At 45.0% G+C, this 19,212-nt stretch carries 14 protein-coding genes; 8 read left to right on the plus strand and 6 right to left on the minus strand.

All coding sequences use genetic code 11. The annotated features are described in order from the left end of the window. Positions 1-23 precede the first annotated feature (23 nt). The 5 genes from EDD70_RS11815 (at position 24) to EDD70_RS11835 (ending at position 6,452) form a co-directional block, all read left to right on the plus strand. Positions 24-2,750 (plus strand): FtsK/SpoIIIE family DNA translocase, encoded by a 2,727-nt coding sequence (locus EDD70_RS11815; RefSeq protein WP_242943158.1) that lies wholly within the window; start codon positions 24-26, stop codon positions 2,748-2,750. A 52-nt stretch (positions 2,751-2,802) separates the two neighbouring features. After that, positions 2,803-3,123, plus strand: coding sequence for a bacteriohemerythrin (locus tag EDD70_RS11820; RefSeq protein ID WP_242943159.1), 321 nt, complete (start codon positions 2,803-2,805; stop codon positions 3,121-3,123). A gap of 142 nt (positions 3,124-3,265) precedes the next feature. Beyond that, positions 3,266-5,185 carry a YgiQ family radical SAM protein gene (locus tag EDD70_RS11825; protein ID WP_092755580.1) on the plus strand — a complete coding sequence of 640 codons (1,920 nt, stop codon included), beginning with the start codon at positions 3,266-3,268 and terminating at the stop codon, positions 5,183-5,185. Positions 5,186-5,276: 91 nt separating this feature from the next. Continuing rightward, entirely contained in the window at positions 5,277-6,218 is a 942-nt protein-coding gene (locus tag EDD70_RS11830) for a ComEC/Rec2 family competence protein (RefSeq protein WP_092755582.1), read from the plus strand. A 12-nt stretch (positions 6,219-6,230) separates the two neighbouring features. Beyond that, positions 6,231-6,452 carry a DUF3006 domain-containing protein gene (locus tag EDD70_RS11835; protein WP_092755584.1) on the plus strand — a complete coding sequence of 74 codons (222 nt, stop codon included), beginning with the start codon at positions 6,231-6,233 and terminating at the stop codon, positions 6,450-6,452. A 35-nt stretch (positions 6,453-6,487) separates the two neighbouring features. Here the strand turns inward: EDD70_RS11835 and EDD70_RS11840 are convergent, their stop codons facing one another. Continuing rightward, positions 6,488-7,153, minus strand: a complete 666-nt coding sequence (locus EDD70_RS11840) for an HD domain-containing protein (protein ID WP_092755586.1) — start codon at positions 7,151-7,153, stop codon at positions 6,488-6,490. A gap of 428 nt (positions 7,154-7,581) precedes the next feature. On the opposite strand from EDD70_RS11840, the gene galE reads away from it, so the two are divergent. Beyond that, positions 7,582-8,589: a UDP-glucose 4-epimerase GalE gene (galE, locus tag EDD70_RS11845; RefSeq protein WP_092755588.1), complete on the plus strand. Its 1,008-nt coding sequence runs from the start codon at positions 7,582-7,584 to the stop codon at positions 8,587-8,589. 96 nt (positions 8,590-8,685) lie between these two features. On the opposite strand, the gene trmB is transcribed toward galE, so the two are convergent. Both trmB and EDD70_RS11855 read right to left on the minus strand, forming a co-directional pair. Then, positions 8,686-9,351, minus strand: coding sequence for a tRNA (guanosine(46)-N7)-methyltransferase TrmB (gene trmB / locus EDD70_RS11850; RefSeq protein WP_092755590.1), 666 nt, complete (start codon positions 9,349-9,351; stop codon positions 8,686-8,688). A gap of 104 nt (positions 9,352-9,455) precedes the next feature. Then, a complete protein-coding gene (locus EDD70_RS11855) occupies positions 9,456-10,112 on the minus strand; it encodes a metallophosphoesterase (protein ID WP_092755592.1) in 657 nt (218 codons plus the stop codon). A 434-nt stretch (positions 10,113-10,546) separates the two neighbouring features. Between EDD70_RS11855 and EDD70_RS11860 the strand changes: the two genes are divergently transcribed. Then, positions 10,547-11,875 carry a D-alanyl-D-alanine carboxypeptidase family protein gene (locus tag EDD70_RS11860; protein WP_092755594.1) on the plus strand — a complete coding sequence of 443 codons (1,329 nt, stop codon included), beginning with the start codon at positions 10,547-10,549 and terminating at the stop codon, positions 11,873-11,875. Positions 11,876-11,931: 56 nt separating this feature from the next. Here the strand turns inward: EDD70_RS11860 and EDD70_RS11865 are convergent, their stop codons facing one another. After that, positions 11,932-14,238, minus strand: coding sequence for an autotransporter outer membrane beta-barrel domain-containing protein (locus EDD70_RS11865; RefSeq protein ID WP_092755596.1), 2,307 nt, complete (start codon positions 14,236-14,238; stop codon positions 11,932-11,934). Between the two features lie 208 nt (positions 14,239-14,446). Next, positions 14,447-16,009 (minus strand): ribonuclease Y, encoded by a 1,563-nt coding sequence (rny, locus tag EDD70_RS11870; protein WP_092755598.1) that lies wholly within the window; start codon positions 16,007-16,009, stop codon positions 14,447-14,449. 679 nt (positions 16,010-16,688) lie between these two features. On the opposite strand from rny, the gene thrS reads away from it, so the two are divergent. Then, entirely contained in the window at positions 16,689-18,626 is a 1,938-nt protein-coding gene (thrS, locus tag EDD70_RS11875; protein ID WP_092755600.1) for a threonine--tRNA ligase, read from the plus strand. Positions 18,627-18,685: 59 nt separating this feature from the next. Here thrS and EDD70_RS11880 read toward each other — a convergent pair whose 3' ends face one another. After that, a complete protein-coding gene (locus EDD70_RS11880) occupies positions 18,686-19,180 on the minus strand; it encodes a hypothetical protein (RefSeq protein ID WP_092755602.1) in 495 nt (164 codons plus the stop codon). Between the last annotated feature and the right edge of the window lie 32 nt (positions 19,181-19,212).

Genomic DNA, 19,212 nt, shown 5'->3' on the forward strand with positions numbered 1-19,212 from the left:
CAACAACAGAGAGGATACGAGACATGGCAGGAAAAAAAGGCGGTGGCAGCACCGCTACCAAACGTAAAAATTCAGCAAAGAGTGCCGCAGAAACCAAGGCGCGGCAAGAGGCGCAGGCTCGTTACCAAAAACAGCTATGTGCGCTTGGTTTGTTTGCTGCGGGCATATTTTTGTTTGCGGTGTGCATTATTGAAGGCAAAAACTTTTGGACAACATTGCACAACAGCTTATTTGGATTGTTCGGTTGGTGTGCGTTTTTGCTTCCGGTATCGCTCATCTACATTGCAATACTTGCAACATTGGATAAAGGGAATATCAAGCACAAGCTGTGGCAAACCGGTGCGCTTATTCTGCTGCTGTGCGGCGTAACGCATGCCTTTGCAATTGGCGAGCTGGAAAGCGAAGGACTGTGGAAGGGCATTGTATACTTGTTTGAGAACGGCACGCGGCTGCGCGGCGGCGGGCTTTTGGCAGGTGTTATCGGTGTGCCGTTTACGGCTATGTTTGGTGCAACCGGTGCAAAAGTCACCATGATTATCCTTATCTTTACCTTTTTAATGATTATTACGGGCACTACGTTGCATGAGTTTATGAAGAGCGCCTATAAGCCGGTGAAAAAGATTGAAGAAGCTTATATGGAAAAAGCAGAAGAACGCCGCACTGTAGCGGGTGCCCGCTTTAACATCGATGTACCATTGGCAGAAGAATTGCCGCAGCATCCTGTGCAAGTAGCGAAACCCACCCTTGAGTATACCGACAGTATGAAAATGGCGAAAGAAAAACTGGTGGGCGAAGATACAGAACATTTTGCAGAGGAACCGCCGAAAGCAAAGTCCTTTTTCGGATTCGGTAAAAAACAACCACCTGCCGAGCAGGAAGAAAAACAGGACAAGCTGGGAATTGACGACATTATCAACAAAGCAATGGGGCTGGAGGCAAACGCTTTCAAGCCTGTCTACATATCAGATGCCGATGCAGAAAACGGAATGATTTCAGAGCCTGTCGTAGAGCAGCAAACCGAGGACGGGCGTTTTCACTTCCAGATCGGTGTAGAAGAAAAAATTGAAAATGAATTTACTGAGACATCAGCAGAAACTGAAAAAGATGAGGGCTTAATCAAAGAGATTCCTGTAGAGCAGGTGAACAGCCTGCCGCTTGAACCGATGGATGCGCACACTATGTTGCAGCGTGCCCTTGCCGAAGAAATTGAACCTGCACAAGATAACCAAATTGACGGTAGGTTTAAAGCCAAGTTTACCGAAAACGACGGCAAAGAGGATTTTAATGCCTATATCTTTCCGCCCATCAGCCTGCTGAAAGAAACAAAAAATGATTTGGCAAGCGATGTGCCCGATGAACTGAAAGCCAACGCGCAGCTGTTGGTAGATACCTTGAACAGCTTTGGTGTGCAGACGCGCATCATCGACATCAGCCGCGGCCCCGCGGTTACCCGTTACGAGCTCCAGCCCTCGGCGGGTGTTAAAATCAGTAAAATTACAGGGCTTGCCGATGACATTGCACTGAATCTTGCAGCAGCAGGGGTTCGAATCGAAGCGCCAATCCCCAACAAAGCGGCTGTGGGTATTGAAGTGCCCAATAAATCCATCAGCATAGTGGGTATTCGCGAGCTGATCGATTCGGATGCGTTTATGGATGCAAAAAGCAAGCTGACCGTAGCGCTCGGCAAGGATATCAGCGGTAATATTACCACGGCAGATATCGGCAAAATGCCGCACGTGCTGATAGCAGGTGCAACCGGTTCGGGTAAATCGGTGTGTATCAACTCCATTATCATTAGCCTGCTGTACAAATCCACTCCCGATGAAATTCGTCTTTTGATGATTGACCCCAAAGTGGTGGAACTGGGTGTTTACAACGGAATTCCGCACCTGTTGGTGCCTGTTGTTACCGATCCGCGCAAAGCCGCAGGCGCGCTGAACTGGGCGGTATCCGAAATGCTCAACCGTTACAAAATTTTTGCCGATAACAGTGTGAGAGACCTGAAAGGTTATAACAAACTGGCAAAGCAGGAGGACAATGAGCTGCAGCCCATGCCCGAAATCGTTATCATCATTGATGAGCTTGCCGACTTGATGATGGCCGCCCCTAACGAGGTAGAGGATGCGATTTGCCGCCTTGCACAAATGGCGCGTGCTGCCGGTATGCATCTTGTAATTGCAACCCAGCGGCCTTCGGTGGATGTAATTACAGGTGTAATCAAGGCGAACATTCCAAGCCGTATTGCATTTGCGGTTTCATCGCAGATAGACAGCCGTACCATATTGGATGGCGGCGGCGCTGAAAAATTGCTTGGGCGCGGCGATATGCTGTTTTTACCGGTGGGTGTTTCGAAACCTACGCGTGTTCAGGGCTGTTATGTCAGCGATAAAGAGGTTGAAAAAGTTGTAAAATTCGTGAAAGAAAGCCAGAACAGCGTATACGATGAGAATATTATGAACGAAATAGAGCGGCAGGCGGTTGCTGAAAAAGGCAAAAGCAGCAGCGATGGCGGCGGCTTTGATGCGGACGATGAAATGCTTGCCAAAGCCGTTGAGGTGGTTGTTGAGCTTGGGCAGGCGTCTACTTCGATGCTGCAGCGCAAACTCAAGCTGGGGTATGCACGTGCTGCTCGCATCATCGATGAAATGGAAGAACGCGGTATTGTAGGCCCGTTTGAAGGCAGCAAGCCGCGTGCCGTGCTCATTACACGCCAGCAGTTGGTTGAAATGAAAATGAATAGTGAAGAATGACCGTTTAACAGCCGAGCTGATTGATACGACGAATAGAAAGGGGATTTTTACTATGGCATACACATTTACAGACGATTTAAAAACAGGAAACGCGACGATAGACCACCAGCATGAACAGCTTTTTGCTGCAATTAATAATTTACTGGAGGCTTGCTCGCAAGGCAAAGGACGTGCAGAAACCGATAAAACCGTGAAGTTTTTGTACGATTATACCGTAAAGCACTTCGGCGATGAGGAAAAACTGCAGCAGCAGTATCATTACCCCGATTATGTTAATCATAAAAAATATCACACAACATTCACAGGTGTTGTAAAAGAACTGATGGAAGATTTGCAAAAAAACGGCACATCGCTGACATTGGTGTTTAAGTGAAATCAATCGATAGGCGATTGGCTGGTGAACCATATTAAAAAAGAGGATGTTAAAGTCGCTGCACATATCAGACAACAAAAAGGCTGATTGTACACGCTTGTCCCGTTGAAAGGCGGCGGAATTTCCGCCAAAAGGAGTTTATATGCCATTTTTACCACTGAATAAGCAAGAGATGCAGGAACGCGGATGGGATGACGTCGATTTTGTTTGTGTAACAGGCGATGCGTACGTCGACCACCCCAGTTTCGGCATTGCCATTATCTCGCGCGTGCTGGAGGCTGAGGGGTTTCGCGTGGGCATGATTGCCCAGCCCGACTACCGCAATGCCAAGTCGTTCGATGTTTACGGCAGACCAAAGTACGGGTATTTTGTCACAGGCGGCAATATCGACAGTATGGTGGCGCACTATACTGCTGCAAAACGCAAGCGCAGTGATGATGCCTACACCCCGGGCGGAAAGGCGGGCAAACGCCCCGACCGAGCCACCATAGTCTATTGCAATAAAATCCGTGAGCTTTACCACGATGTGCCAATTATGATTGGCGGTATCGAGGCAAGTTTGCGCCGTTTTGCGCATTACGATTATTGGGACGATGCGGTGCGTCCATCTATTTTAATTGATTCCCAAGCGGATATTTTAAGCTTTGGCATGGGCGAAAAGCAAACAGCAGAAATTGCACACCGCCTTGCCTCAGGTGAGGACGTGCACAGCCTTACAGACATACGCGGTACATGCTATGTTGCAGCCCATGGCACACCGGTAGAAAGTGCGGTGTCGATTGCATCGTATGCAAGGGTGAGCACCGATAAAACAGCGTATGCAAAGGCAACAAAGCAGCAAATAGATGAGCAAGATTACGTTTACGGCAAACCCATTGTGCAAAAGCACGGAGAAGTGGCTGTGGTACAAAACCCGCCTATGGTTGCGCTGAACCAGCAGGAACTGGACAAGGTGTTTTCTTTGCCATTTATGCGGTATTATCACCCAAGCTACGAGGCACAGGGCGGGGTTGCGGCAATCGAAGAGGTAGAGTTTTCGATTATGCATAACCGCGGGTGCTTTGGGCACTGCAATTTCTGTTCGATTGCGTATCATCAGGGCAGGCATGTAACCTGCCGCAGTACACAATCGGTGCTTAACGAAGCAAAAGCGTTTACAAAAAATCCTCGCTTTAAAGGATATATCCACGACGTGGGCGGACCGACTGCAAACTTCCGCCTGCCAAGCTGCAAAAAGCAGGAAAAACTGGGCTTGTGTAAAGACAAAAAGTGCCTTGCGCCCACCGCCTGCCCCGCTTTACAGGTTGACCACAAAGAATACCTTGAGATGTTGCGCGAGTTGCGTGATATCCCCAAGGTAAAACAGGTGTTTATTCGCTCGGGTATCCGCTTCGATTACCTAATGCAGGATAAAAACGATGCTTTTCTCAAAGAGTTGATTACCCATCATGTGAGCGGACAACTGAAAGTTGCCCCTGAGCATTGCTCTGCACAGGTACTCGATCGTATGGGCAAACCACATATCGAGGCATATAATCAGTTTCAAGAGAAATTTTATCAAATCACCAAACGCATCGGCAAAGAGCAATATTTGGTGCCATACCTGATGTCGTCGCACCCGGGTTCTACACTCAAAGATGCGGTTCAGTTGGCGCTGTTCCTAAAAAGAAACAACATCCGTCCTGAACAGGTACAGGATTTCTATCCGACACCCGCGACGGTTTCTACCTGCATGTTCTATACAGGGATAGACCCGTACACCATGAAACCGGTGTACGTGCCCAAAACATCTGAAGAAAAAGCCATGCAGCGCGCGCTGCTTCAATATTTCCGCCCGGAAAACCGCCGTTTGGTCAAGATTGCGTTACTAAAGGCGGGACGAGCCGATTTGATTGGCAACGGCAAAGAGTGCCTGATTCCACCCGATAAAGATTTTGTAGAAAAGCAGAAATATATTACTCAGCGTAAAGAATTGGAAAGCAGAGGTAAACCGAAAAGCAAGAGCCGCTACGCCAAAGGCAAACCCAAGCAACGCCCCAAAGCGAAGCCCGGCAAAGGTTAACAGCAAGCTTTAATGAGCAGGGGTAAAGTGTTTGATACATAAAACGCTTTGCCCTGTTTGTTTTCACCATAAAAACAGAAAGGATTTTTAAATGGCAAGATACAGAAGACCGCAGGGAATCAATTGGGGGTTTACGGTGGTGGTATCGCTGCTGCTGGCAGCGGGTATTCTTATTTCGTTTGCAGACACCCTGAATTTTGATTTTATCCCAACCTGGGATGAAATATTTGAAGAAACGGAACTCGCTGACCCTGTTTTTACCTCGGCAGATGCATCGGTACATATCATTGATGTAGGGCAAGGGGACAGTATACTTATTAAAACACCCGAGCATAATATACTTATTGATGCAGGCGAACGCGAAAGCGGCGCACAAATAGCAAGCTACCTGCAAAGCCAAAATGCTGCAGAGCTTGATTATATTATTGCAACTCACCCGCATGCCGACCATATTGGCGGAATGGGTTATATAATAGAGCAGATGGATGTAAAGAACGTGATTGCGCCCAAAGTACCCAACAGCATCACACCTACAAGCAAGGCGTATAAAAATATGCTCACTGCAATCCAAGAAAAAGGGCTGAAAATCAAGCAGCCAAAAGCAGGCGATGTATATGATTTGGAAGATGGTGCTCAGTTTACCATTTTAGGCCCAACCGAGCCGAGCACCGAGATGAACAACAACTCTGTAGTGATAAAATTTGAATACGGCGATACCTCTTTTGTGCTCACAGGTGACTGCGAAAAAGATATGGAGGACGAAATACTTGCTTCCGGCGCCGACGTAGCAGCGGACGTGCTCAAGGCTGGACACCATGGCAGCAATACAAGCACGAGCGAGGCGTGGCTGAACGCGGTAAGCCCTTCTTATGCAGCAATCTCTTGCGGCAAAGACAATACCTATGGGCACCCGCACAAAGAAATTTTGGAGCGATTGAAACAAGCAGGTGTTGCTGTTTACCGCACCGACCTTGCAGGCACCGTTATTTTTGAAACAGACGGTACTGCAATTCAGGTAAAAACCAAAAAATAAGGGGTGGATTGTATGATACATCTTTCGATAGACCGCTTTGAAGGTGATTACGCGGTATGCGAAAACAGCGGCGGCGAAATGTCGGATATTCTCATCTGTCTGCTGCCCAAAGGCATAAAAGAGGGTGATATCGTCGCTTTGCATGATGACGGGCATTATGAATTTGATATTGCAGAAACCGAGCGCCGCCGCAAAGAAATTATAGATTTACAGAACAAGCTGTTTGAAGAATAAAAAACGAGCTGCACAGTTTGTGCGGCTCGTTTTTATCACAAAACATCTAACCCGTTGATGATTAATTTAAATTTCAGTTTCAAATAATCGGCAGCGCGGCGGCAAAGCAGCATACGGTTGAGAAAAATCTCGAAATAGTTCATCACAGGGCAAATTTCCGGGTCAATCGTAAGGTCAAGAATTACAGCGGTGTTGTCGTCGGATAAGTTCAAATCTGAACGTTCTACAGCGTAATTCACCCGGTCGTGAATATCAAAGGTTGCAATATCGCGGTTGCGCACGCGGCTGCGGCGCACATCGCATTTGTCTGCCAGTATCAGCGCGGCGGCAACGGCATTTACAGGCACCGCGGTGCTTTCGTCATGGTTGCCGATCGCAGTGATAACCGTCGAGATTTCGTCGGCAGGCATACCCATTTGGTCGAGGATACGAAACGCCATAATGGCTCCGCTTTGTGCATGGTCTTCACGATTGATGACATTGCCGATGTCGTGCATGTAAGCGGATATCTGCGCAAGTTCGCAGATGCGCTGCCCATAACCGAGTGCATCCAATAGCTCGTATGCCTGCTGCGCACATTTGCTTACGTGGGCAAAAGAGTGTTCGGTATAGCCCATAGTAATCAGGGTTTCGTCGGCACGTTTAATATAAATGCGTATGGCTTCATTTGCCTTCACATCTTCGAATGTTACTCGTGACATAAGGTTGCCTCCGTTTCGAATATCGGTTATTTTCTATTATACTTGGTTTTAGGTAAAAATATCAAATCAATCTTGTAAAACTTTTGTAATACAAAACTGCAATCAAATCATTGATTTCATTGCAGTACGCCCAGCTTTGCAGTATTGCATTTTGGCAAGCACAAAATCCGTCTTATGCAAACTCCTACACACTTTGTGCTATAAAAATAGTTTCAATATTTTTATAGGAGTTAAGTATAAGATGTGTACTTTGATGCTTGCCTGTTGCACATTTATGGATTTTAGTTGCAAAATTGAAATATCGGTTGACAACGAATATGAGAAAAGAATATACTGAAATCAGAGAGAACAGATAATAAACAACTTGATGAATAATATGGATAATTTGGAACACAATTGTGCAAATGAGATTAAAGGGGGATGTCTTTATGGCAATTTTAGTAACAGGCGGTGCAGGCTTTATTGGAAGCCATACTGTAGTAGAACTGTTGGAGCAGGGCAAAGAGGTAGTTATTGCCGATAACTTCATCAACTCAAAACCCGAAGCGCTCAACAGAATCCGCAAAATTACAGGTAAAGACTTTAAATTCTACGAAGTGGATATGCTGGACAAACAGGGCCTGAATAAAATATTCGATGAAAACAACATTGAGGCAGTCATCCATTTTGCAGCACTCAAAGCAGTGGGCGAAAGTGTATCGCAGCCACTGCGCTATTACTATAATAATCTTACGGGTACTTTGGTGCTGTGTGGGGTAATGGCAGAGTATGGCTGCAAAAAAATTGTGTTTTCTTCTTCGGCAACTGTGTATGGAATGCACAACCAAGTGCCATTTGTTGAAACAATGCCCACTTCGGCAACCAATCCTTACGGTTACACTAAGGTAATGAACGAGCAAATTCTTACCGACCTATACACCGCCGATAACGAGTGGAGTGTGGTGCTGCTGCGCTACTTTAACCCCATCGGTGCGCACGAAAGCGGGCTGATTGGCGAAGATCCGAACGGGATTCCGAACAATTTGCTGCCATACATCGCACAGGTTGCCGCGGGCAAACTGAAAGCGCTAAGTGTTTATGGTAATGATTACGATACGCCCGATGGTACCGGTGTACGCGACTATATCCACGTGGTAGACCTTGCAAGAGGGCACCTGAAAGCACTGAACAAATTAGACAGCGACAAAGGTGTAAACATTTATAACCTCGGTACAGGCAAAGGCTACAGTGTGCTGGATGTTGTAAATGCGTTTAAAAAAGCAAGCGGAAAAGATGTACCCTACAACATTGTGCCACGTCGCCCCGGTGATATTGCAAACTGCTATGCAGACAGCAGCAAAGCAAAACGTGAACTGGGCTGGCAAGCAGAGTATGACATTGACCGTATGTGCCTTGATTCTTGGAATTTTACCAAAAATAACCCCAACGGGTTGTAAATATTAATTTGCTTTCTTCATTTTTTCATTTTCATAAAGCAGGGGTCGTGTGACGGACAACACACGACCCCTGCTTTACTTTTTCGTAATCTAGCTTTACTGTTTATTATGAATAGCAATTAAAAATTTAATGGGAATACCTTGTTCAGAGAACATTTTCTCATGTTCGGTTGGTAAACTGCCCTCAAAACCGCTGTTGAGCAGGTCACGCGTCATATACCGAACGCTAAAACCGCATTCATCCAAATACCCAAGTGTATCATTAAAAAGCCCGTCATCATCGGTTTTAAACCAAAGCTCGGCACCGTCTACCAAAAAGCGCTTGTAAGTATTTAACTGGCGGGGATGGGTAAGGCGCTTTTTTTGCTGTGTAATTTTGGGCCATGGGTTACAGAAGTTGATGTAAATACGGTGAATTTGATCCACGTCATCTTCCAGCATCAAAAAAAGGCGTTCAATGTCTTGTGTCATAAGCCTGATATTATCCACTTCACGGCATGCCGCGGCATATTCACGTTCAATGTTGCGCTTGGCAAGCCCAAGCATTGCATCAATCAAATCCACTGCAAGGTAGTTGTGTTCATAATCGCTTACTGCAAGTTTTGAGATAAAACCGCCCTTACCGCAGCCAAGTTCCATAAAAATGGGTTTGTCGTTGCCAAACCATTCGCGCCATTTGCCGCGGTGTTCGCTGGGGTGTTCAGTATAAAACGGACAAGCGTCCAGTTCGGGTTTTACCCATGGTTTTCTACGTATACGCATAAATCTTGCTCCTGTTAAAAGAATTGCCCTTAAGTGCAGTACACCCAAGCTGATGAATAAGTAATGCTTTTTGCAAAGCGGTTGGTTGGTTGGTTTACAGTGCACTAATCGAGCGGGAGAACCTCTTTAAAGACGCCCACATATTTTGGGGGAATCACCTTATCGATGTGCTGGCAGCCGAAAAACCACTTTTTAAACTGAATAATTTTAGCTGCCTCATTCAAAAACGCATAAAGGTGGTTGTAAATGTTGTTATCCATATTTAAAAAGTCTTTTACCACACCGGTGCAGTCGTGGGTGATGACGTAGTCCACTGCGTAATCCACCTTTTGCAGGTTGTGGTTTGCCTCATATAGGTCTTCTATGCTGGGCAGACAGTCTGCTATATTGGTATTTTCAGAGTCAAGTTCGGTATTTTCGCCGCCGCCCAGTGCAAATATGGTTTTTCCGTCGATGTTGTAAACCTGTCCGCGCATTAGGTGGAACAGCCTGCCCGAGATATTGTGCACTTTACCGCCGTTCCACTGCGAAACCTCATAATTTTGCAACAAAGTGTGGTTTTCATGAACACCGTCGATAAACGCCACGTTATATTTGCGCTTTCCAAGCTTTTTAAGTACGCGCTGTTCAGCCTTGCTGCCGTTCCAAACAAACCCAAAGTCCCCGCATACAATCAAGGTATCGCCCTTGCGGAGCTTTTTTAAGGCAGGCGATTTAAACCGCTGCAGCTCCCCATGCATATCTCCTGTAACGTATACCATTTTATGTCCTCCTTGAAAACGTCCCTACTGCTTACGGTGCAGTATCTGCGGGCGGAAAAACACCCGCCAAATTGTAAACAAACTTTGTTAACCTTTTTATTTAAACAAATATCTGTTATAATAAATAATTGACAACCATTTAATCATAAAAATTGCAGCTTATGATTCATCTGCTGATTTAACCCGTGCTCATAAGGGCAGGCTAAAGGCAAAGTGGTAAAATCATAATAACCGCTCTGTAGCTATTATAGCACAAATACGAAGTGTTTTGATATCATTGGCGACGTGCAGCTTTGCCGGTAGGCAAATTTTGCACCGCATTTAAAATAAATAGAATAACCGCACATCAATTTAGCAAATCATATGTATCCAATGAAAAAATATAATTCTCCATACTCTGCGGTTATTATATCATAAACTAGGAGCAACTGTATATGCGCAAACTAACTTTTTTCCTCTCTATGCTGTTGGCTATCGTCTTTTGCACCAATGCGTTTTCGGTATCGGCAGCATACACTCCGCCGTTCGACGTTAAAGCAGAGGCAGCTTATTTGGTCAACCTCAACACAGGCGATGTTATTTACGAAAAAAATGCAGACAAAAAAATGTACCCGGCATCGCTTACAAAACTGATGACAAGTATTTTGGCTTTTGAGATGGTAAAAGACCTGGACAACACCACCGTTACCGCAAAAGCCTATATCTATGATGAGTTTTACGGCAAAAATGTTTCAACCGGTGATATCCGCAGGGGTGAAACGATGACGATGCGGCAGCTTCTTTATGCTATGCTGATGCAGAGCGCAAATGAGGCGGCAAGCATTGTTGCAGATTACCTCGGTGACGGAAGCATTGCCTATTTTGCCGAAATGATGACCAAACGTGCAAAGGAACTGGGCTGTATCGGCACCAATTTTACCAACCCCCATGGTTTGTTTGATGAAAACAACTATACCACGGCAAAAGATATGTACCTGATTGCCAAGCATGCAATCAGCATACCGGGCTTTCTCGAAATTGCATCTACCACGCATTACGAGGTCGGCTCTACCAATATCCACGATTCGCTGGCATGGAACACCACAAATAAAATGATGGTGAAAGGTACAGAATATTACTATTCACCAGTAAAAGGGTTAAAAACGGGTACGTTGGATGAATCGGGTAAGTGCTTTGTGTCCACTGCATCGCTGGATGGTTTTGATTACCTTTGTGTAGTGATGGGCGCCCCTATCTTGGATGATGAAAACGGGAAAGAAATCGGCAACAATGCATTTGCCGATACCAAAGCATTGTATCAATGGGCATTTGATACATTCAGTATAAAAACATTGATGGAAAAAGGCAGTGACATTACCGAAGTGCCCCTGCGGCTTGCAAAAGATACAGACCATATGAAGCTTGCAAGCAGTGGGCGATTTTCTGCACTGGTGCCTGACGAAATTGAGCCCACCAGCGTAGTGATGGAGTACGACCTTCCTGAGTATATCACGGCACCGGTTAAAAAAGGTGACGAAATTGGTAAGGTAAGGCTGATTCTTGCAGGCGAGCAAATTGGAGAAGTCCCTTTGGTTGCTACCTCGAATGCCGAGCGAAGCCAGGTGTTGTATCTGTTGGACCAGGCGGAAAATATCCTAATGTCGTTCTGGTTTAAGTTTGGTTTAATTTTTGTTATTACATTTGCAGTGTTGTACATTATTTTAATGGTTGTGCGTAACCGCAATTTGCGGCGCAACCGATTAACCCGTACCAGAAAATTCTAAGCATTCTATCGCAAAAAAAGGCTCCCTTCCTAGGAAGGGAGCCTTTTGACATAGTATCAATTGAATTTTTTCTTTTGCAGAACGATGCAAGCCACAATACCTGATACCGCTGCCACAATTACAGTTATTAAAACAACCACCACAAGGGGCGACATTTTTTTCTTTTCGGGTTCCGTCGATTCCTCCTGCTCTGGTTCTGCATCCACAAGTTCGGTATCTTCTTCAAGTTCTTCTTCAGATGAAGATGAATCAACTTGCTCAGAGGTTTCGGAAGAAGATTCGCTGGAACTTTGTGATGAAACCACAGGCGGCGGAGACGGAATAACCGGTGAAATCACTGTGGGTTTTGATGTTGCTGAAGAGGATGAGGAAGATGACGACGATGCCGCGGATGAGGATGAATCGGGATTTTTGCCGCCGTCTTTATATAACTTTTCGAGATCGGATAAGGTATAATAAATTCGTCCGCTCTCTATTTTTTTGATGTTTTTGCCGTAAATAGTGATATCTTTGCCTTTATCACGCTCAATAATAAGAGTAATGCTTCTGCCTTTGAGCTTTTCTAAAATAACGGCTGGCAAGTTGTCGTACGATTTTGCATAGACACGGACAGTATCGCCGCTGTCGGCATTGATTACTCTGTCTTTGATGCCCAGCCAAAAATCGTATTCATAGTTCGGCTGATTATCGTTGCCTCCTCCGCCGCCCGAAGAGCGGTATAACGTAACCGGAACGGTTACGTTGGCGGTATTGGGGCTTAAGGTAATATGCCCAGGGATATTTTGCAAGGTTCCCGTAATTGTTTGCAGAGATGTGGTGTTGGAGTTGTAGCTGTTTTGATTCCACTGAACAGGCAATTCCGCAACCGTGTTCACATCTCCGTCTAACACCACTTTGATGGTTTTTGGCAGCGGCAATGAGCTGAACGAAGTACCCACCTTGCTGCCTGTAATTTGAGCAGGCTGCTGCACTGTGCCGATGTTGTTTAAAACAAGGAGCTGCAGCGGTGCAGCAACAACATAAGCGTCGGTTACCGCATTGATATTTAGAGTTTTGCCAGCCGAAATTTCGCTGTAAGTTCCTTTTATGGTAATTGTAGTATCACTGACTTGGTAATAGCTTTTAGCTATTTCAACACCGTTGTTAATAAGTTTTCCGGCATTTAAGGCATCGCGAAAACCCGCACCGCCATTATGCTGAATTACTATATCACGCCCATGCCGAATACTGTCTTGTGCCAGGGTAAAAGCCACTGTATTATTTTTAACAACAGGGAATACAAGTGTGAGAGTAGTATTTTTACCGTTTAAGTGCGCAGTAATTACCACCTGTACCGAGGTATCGCTTAATTGTGCTGTAATTAAGCCCTGGCTGTTTACTCTACCTGCGGGTATGCTTTCATAAGTGAAAGTTGGGGTTTTACCTTTGTGCCCTGAAATTTCGCAAACAGTGTATGCACACTGCGGGGTAAGCTGTAGGGTAGCCGATGAAGAACCGGCTGGAATAATAATTTTGTCGGCAGTGGTTACCTTTTGTATTTCTTTTACTATACAAGAGCAAACATATACCGTTACTTGATTCATGTGGTTTGGCTCAATCGAAACGGTGTTTTCGTACGTTTTTCCATCAGCAGTTATGCTGAGTGATGTGTCTGCTTGCTGGGGGAGGTAATCGGTAATAGTTCCATCTTGCCCTACCGTAAACGAATTGCCTTTGAAAACGGCTGCTTTACCAGCAGGCAGCCCGCCGATAATGGTTTTATAAAGTGTTGTAGAACCTTTTAAATAAGTGCCGCCGTCAACCTTAAAATTTGCTGGTTGGGCAGCCCCTGAGCCAATTATCAGCGTTCCGCTTTGCAATGTTGCGGTGCCCGTAACGGTACCGTTTTGCAAAGTAATAGAACCTCCTGTTATGGTAAGGTTACCGCTGATGTTACCGGATACCGCTAAAGTACCGCCCGCCATATTTATACTGCCGTTGATACCCCCGATGAGGTTGCTTGCGGCATCGGTTGATAGATTGGCAGTTGAGCCAGTACCTGCTGAAATTACAGCTTTACCGGAGGGGGCGGTGATGTTTGCACCATTCAGCTTGATGTTAGGAGATATGTTATTGCCAACCGTAATGGTGTTTGCGGTGGACGAGCCCGAAATGATAATGATATCATTTTTTAGTATCTCGCTTTGATTGCTGCCCTGTGTAATGGTTAGGCCGTTCGAGTTTGATGAGTCAGTGATGTCAATGTTACCCGCGTCGATATCGAAAGGTAAATCGGCTGCCAGTGCGGTAGAAATCCCTAAAACAGCAAACAATACAGTTGCTGCAATTGTAAGTGATAAGGTTTTAGGGATTGTAATTTTCATAATAGAAACACCTCTTTCAGTATAGAAAATAATTCAACACTTTCATGATAGCATAGGTTTGCTTTAAATTACAGTATTTGTAAAAACATTTACATTTTATTAGTATGTTATTTACCAAATATTATTGCATACACTGTAAAATAATTAAAAAAGCCATCTGCTTGTAGCAGATGGCTTGGTTTTGCATATAATATTATATTCGAGACATCTATTTTGCGTATTCAATCGCGCGGCTCTCACGGACAACATGAACCTTAATTTGTCCGGGATAATCAAGCTCTGCCTCAATTTTCTTCACAATATCGCGGGCAACCAGTGTCATTTGATCATCCGAAATAACGTCAGGTTTCACAATAATTCTAATTTCACGGCCTGCCTGAATTGCAAAACATTTATCAACGCCTTCAAACGAGGTTGCGATTTCTTCCAGTCTCTCAAGACGTTTGATGTAGTTTTCGAGATTCTCGCGTCGTGCGCCCGGACGTGCCGCAGAAATTGCATCTGCTGCCTGAACCAGACAAGCAACGATGGTTTTGGGCTCCACATCGCCATGGTGTGCATGGATCGCATTGATAATAATATCGTTTTCTTTATATTTCTTCGCTACATCTACACCGATATCTACATGCGAACCTTCAATTTCGTGGGTAAGCGCTTTACCGATATCGTGTATCAATCCTGCGCGTTTTGCCTGATTTACATCTGCACCAAGTTCTGCTGCCATCATACCCGCTAGGTGCGAAACTTCAATGGAATGGTCGAGCACATTTTGCCCGTAACTGGTGCGGTAACGCATACGGCCAAGCAGTTTAATCAACTCGGGATGCATAGCATGTACACCGGTATCCATCACAGCGCGTTCGCCGTCTTGCTTGATTTTAACGTCAACCTCACGCTGTGCTTTTTCCACCATTTCTTCAATTCTTGCGGGATGTATGCGACCATCTTGAATGAGTCTTTCCAAAGCGATGCGGGCAACCTCACGTCTGACCGGGTCGTACGACGAAAGGGTAATTGCCTCGGGTGTATCATCAATGATAAGGTCGACGCCTGTAAGCGTTTCAAGGGTGCGAATGTTTCTGCCTTCGCGCCCGATAATACGGCCTTTCATCTCATCGTTTGGCAGAGGAACCACCGACACGGTCGCCTCGGCGACATGGTCTGCGGCGCAGCGCTGGATAGCCATAGTAATAAGCTCACGCGCTTTTGTATCGGCTTCGTCTTTTAACTGTGCCTCGTACTGAGATATTTTCAGTGCTTTTTCGTGAACCAAATCGTTTTCGAGGTTCGAAAGTAAATATTCTTTTGCTTGCTCGGTGGTTAACCCCGAAATACGCTCAAGCATTTCAAACTGGCGTTTTTTAACTTCTTCTGCCTCTAAAAGTTTTTCATCTGCATCTTTGATTTTTGCCTGCAGAACCTCTTCTTTTTTCTCTTGATTTTCAATCTTGCGGTCTAAGGACTCTTCTTTTTGTACCAAACGGCGTTCTTGTCTTTGCACTTCGGAACGGCGTTCTTTTACATCTTTTTCGGCTTCTTGACGCATTTTGTAAATCTCGTCTTTTGCCTCAACCAGTGCTTCTTTTTTCTTGCTTTCAGCCGCTTTAATTGCATCGCTGAGTATGCGCTTTGCTTCTTCTTCTGCTGACCCCAGCTCTGCCTCGGCAACTTTGCGCCGATAAGCAATACCTAAGAAGAACGCAACAACTGCACCAACCAGCAAGGCAACAACGGCTGTGATTACATAAATTAATACTGAAACTGTTCCCATAGTTCGCTACTGAAACCTCCTTTTCCCATTTTGTTTTAAGCCTTGAATTATACTAATGTAGTGTTTGGAGCAAAACACATATTTTTCCGTAAAAAAATATGTGCCGTCCGTATTAAAACAGGCGGCATTTTTATAGAACAATATTCTTTGAATGGTACACCGAATAGGCTAACCTCCCCAGGCAGCCTAATCTGGTACGAAGCTTTAGAATCTTATCCAAAAGCGGTAAAATCCGCTGAAAAATGCAACATGTCTGCACACTAGTACTATTTTATATCCTGTCAAACATTCTGTCAAGGAATTTGTAACAATTGTACGTGTTTTACCAGTTGACAATTTGTTTTTTCGGTGGTAACATAGATTTACTTTCATATTTTAACACTATGATAAGGACGGCGGCAGTCGCCAAAACTTTGTTCAGAGAGACGGTGCGCAGGCTGAAAGCACGGTTACAAAGCAAGATTTGCCGTTACCAGCCTTTGAGTGCGGTGAATGCCCGCCGGTTAAAACCCGTTATCGTTTTACGTTGAGAGGTGCAAACGGTTTGTTTGCGCAATCTGGGTGGAACCATGGAGTGTATGCTTCATCCCTATTAGTATGTAGGGATGGAGCATTTTTTGTTTTGTTTCTTAAAATTTTAATTTTATATAGATAGTATTTGCAGAGAGGAAGAAAAAGAATGATAAAAGTAACATTAAAAGGCGGCGTTGTAAAAGAGTACGAAGCCGGCATAAGCGTATTGGAAATTGCAAAAGACTTGGGTGCGGGGCTTTATAAAGCTGCTTGTGCCGCTAAAATAGGCGATAAGGTTGTGGATTTACGCACACCGGTTACCGAAGATTGTGAGCTTGCTATCTTGACTTTTGACGATGAACAGGGCAAGAAAGCATTTTGGCATACTGCATCGCATGTACTGGCACAGGCTGTAAAGCGTTTGTTCCCCTCGGCTAAATTTGCCATCGGCCCTGCAATCGACGGTGGCTTTTACTATGATTTTGATGTAGAAAAGCCTTTTACAGCAGAAGATTTGTTGAAAATTGAGGCTGAGATGAAGAAAATCGTAAAAGAGGGCATTCCTCTTGAGCGCTTTGAGCTGGAGCCTGCCGACGCTTTGGAATTGATGAAAGACGAACCATTCAAACTGGAGTTAATTCAAGAACATGCGGGTAAAGGCGAAAAAATCAGCTTCTTTAAACAGGGCGATTTTACAGACCTGTGCGCAGGTCCTCATCTACCCGATACCTCTCGAATCAAAGCATTTAAGCTCACCTCCTCCACTGGTGCATACTGGAGAGGCGACTCGAAAAAAGCAATGCTCTGCCGCGTTTACGGTACTGCATTCCCCAAAGCAAGCGAGTTAGAGGCACATTTGACGGCGATTGAAGAAGCAAAAAAGCGCGACCACAATAAAATCGGCCGCGAATTGGAATATTTTACTACAAGCGACATGATCGGCCAGGGCTTGCCCATCATGCTGCCCAAAGGTGCCCGTGTCATTCAGCAACTGCAGCGATTTGTTGAGGATGAAGAAGAGAGACGCGGCTACCTGCTGACAAAAACACCGCTGATGGCGAAGAGCGACCTGTATAAGGTATCCGGTCACTGGGACCACTATAAAGATGGTATGTTTGTGCTGGGCGATGAAGAGAAGGACGACGAAGTATTTGCGCTTCGCCCCATGACCTGCCCGTTCCAGTATCAGGTATTTTTAAACAGAATGCGCAGCTACCGCGACCTGCCAATGAGATTGGGCGAGACATCTACCTTGTTCCGCAACGAATCATCGGGTGAGATGCACGGACTGATTCGTGTACGCCAGTTCACCATTTCAGAAGGACACTTGATTGTAAGACCGGAACAGTTGGAAGAGGAATTCCGCGGATGTGTAGAGCTTGCAAACTTTATGCTCGAAACAGTCGGGCTCAAAGAGGACGCAAGTTACCGCTTCTCAAAATGGGACCCGAACAATAAGGATAAATACGAGGGTACAACCGAGCAGTGGGAGACAGCACAGGCACAGATGCGCAAAATTCTCGACCACCTCGGCATGGAATACACCGAAGAAGAGGGCGAAGCAGCATTCTACGGCCCCAAATTGGATATTCAGCTGAAAAACGTGCACGGCAAAGAGGATACCGCCATTACGGTTCAAATTGATATGATGTTGGCGAAAAAATTTGGCATGGAGTATGTGGATACCGACGGTTCCAAAACAACTCCTTATATCATCCACAGAACTTCGCTTGGCTGTTACGAGCGTACACTGGCACTGCTGATTGAAAAATATGCAGGTGCACTGCCCATGTGGATGATGCCCACACAGGTTGAGGTTTTGCCTATCGGTGAGCGGCAGCACGAGGCAGCAAAAGAAATTGTTGCCAAGCTCAAAGCAGCGGGTATCCGCACCGAGCTGGACGACCGCAACGAGAAAATTGGGTACAAAATCCGCGAGGCGCAGATGGAGAAAACCCCGTATATGATTGTACTGGGCGACAAAGAGATTGAAAATAATGTTGTTGCAGTAAGAAACCGCAAAGAGGGAGATATGGGCACCATGAGCCTGGACGCATTCATTGCACTGGCAAAAGAAGAAATCGAAACGAAAGCAATCAAATAAACCCACAAAAATCAACCGGAGCACTCCTTATTGGGGTGCTCCGGTTGTTAGTTAGTCAATTATTGTGTTTGTTGTACAGTAAGTTGGTATAGCTGTTCGTATAAGGCAAGCTCTTTCATTTCTGAAAAATACTCAATAAAATATTGATTATCCTCGTATGCAATATTAATCCGATCGTTGCCATCTTGTTTTTTCGCCTTAGTAAGTTGCAGCATGGTCGATTTACCATTTTTCAAGTAAATTGACAAAAGGATATCTTCGCCCAATCCCATGTTCATATCTTTGCCATAATACCAAAAGTGTTGTTTTTTTAATACACCTAAATAATCCTTGATAATGTTTGCATCTTTTGTTTGGAAATTTGCAATGCAATTTGTTGGTTCGCCGTACTTTACTTTTAAAATCAATACATCTATATAATCTATGTCATTGCTTTGGGTGTACTTGTAAAACAAATTGGGCGAAGCCGATTGTATGCAATAATGCAAAGCAAAAAGTATAAGCAAAACAAGAGCGACACAGCCCCAAAATAGTTTCCAGTTTTTAATTTGCATACAAGTTCACCCCTCTATGTTATTGCAATTAA

Source organism: Hydrogenoanaerobacterium saccharovorans (genome assembly GCF_003814745.1).
GTDB lineage: Bacteria > Bacillota > Clostridia > Oscillospirales > Ruminococcaceae > Hydrogenoanaerobacterium > Hydrogenoanaerobacterium saccharovorans.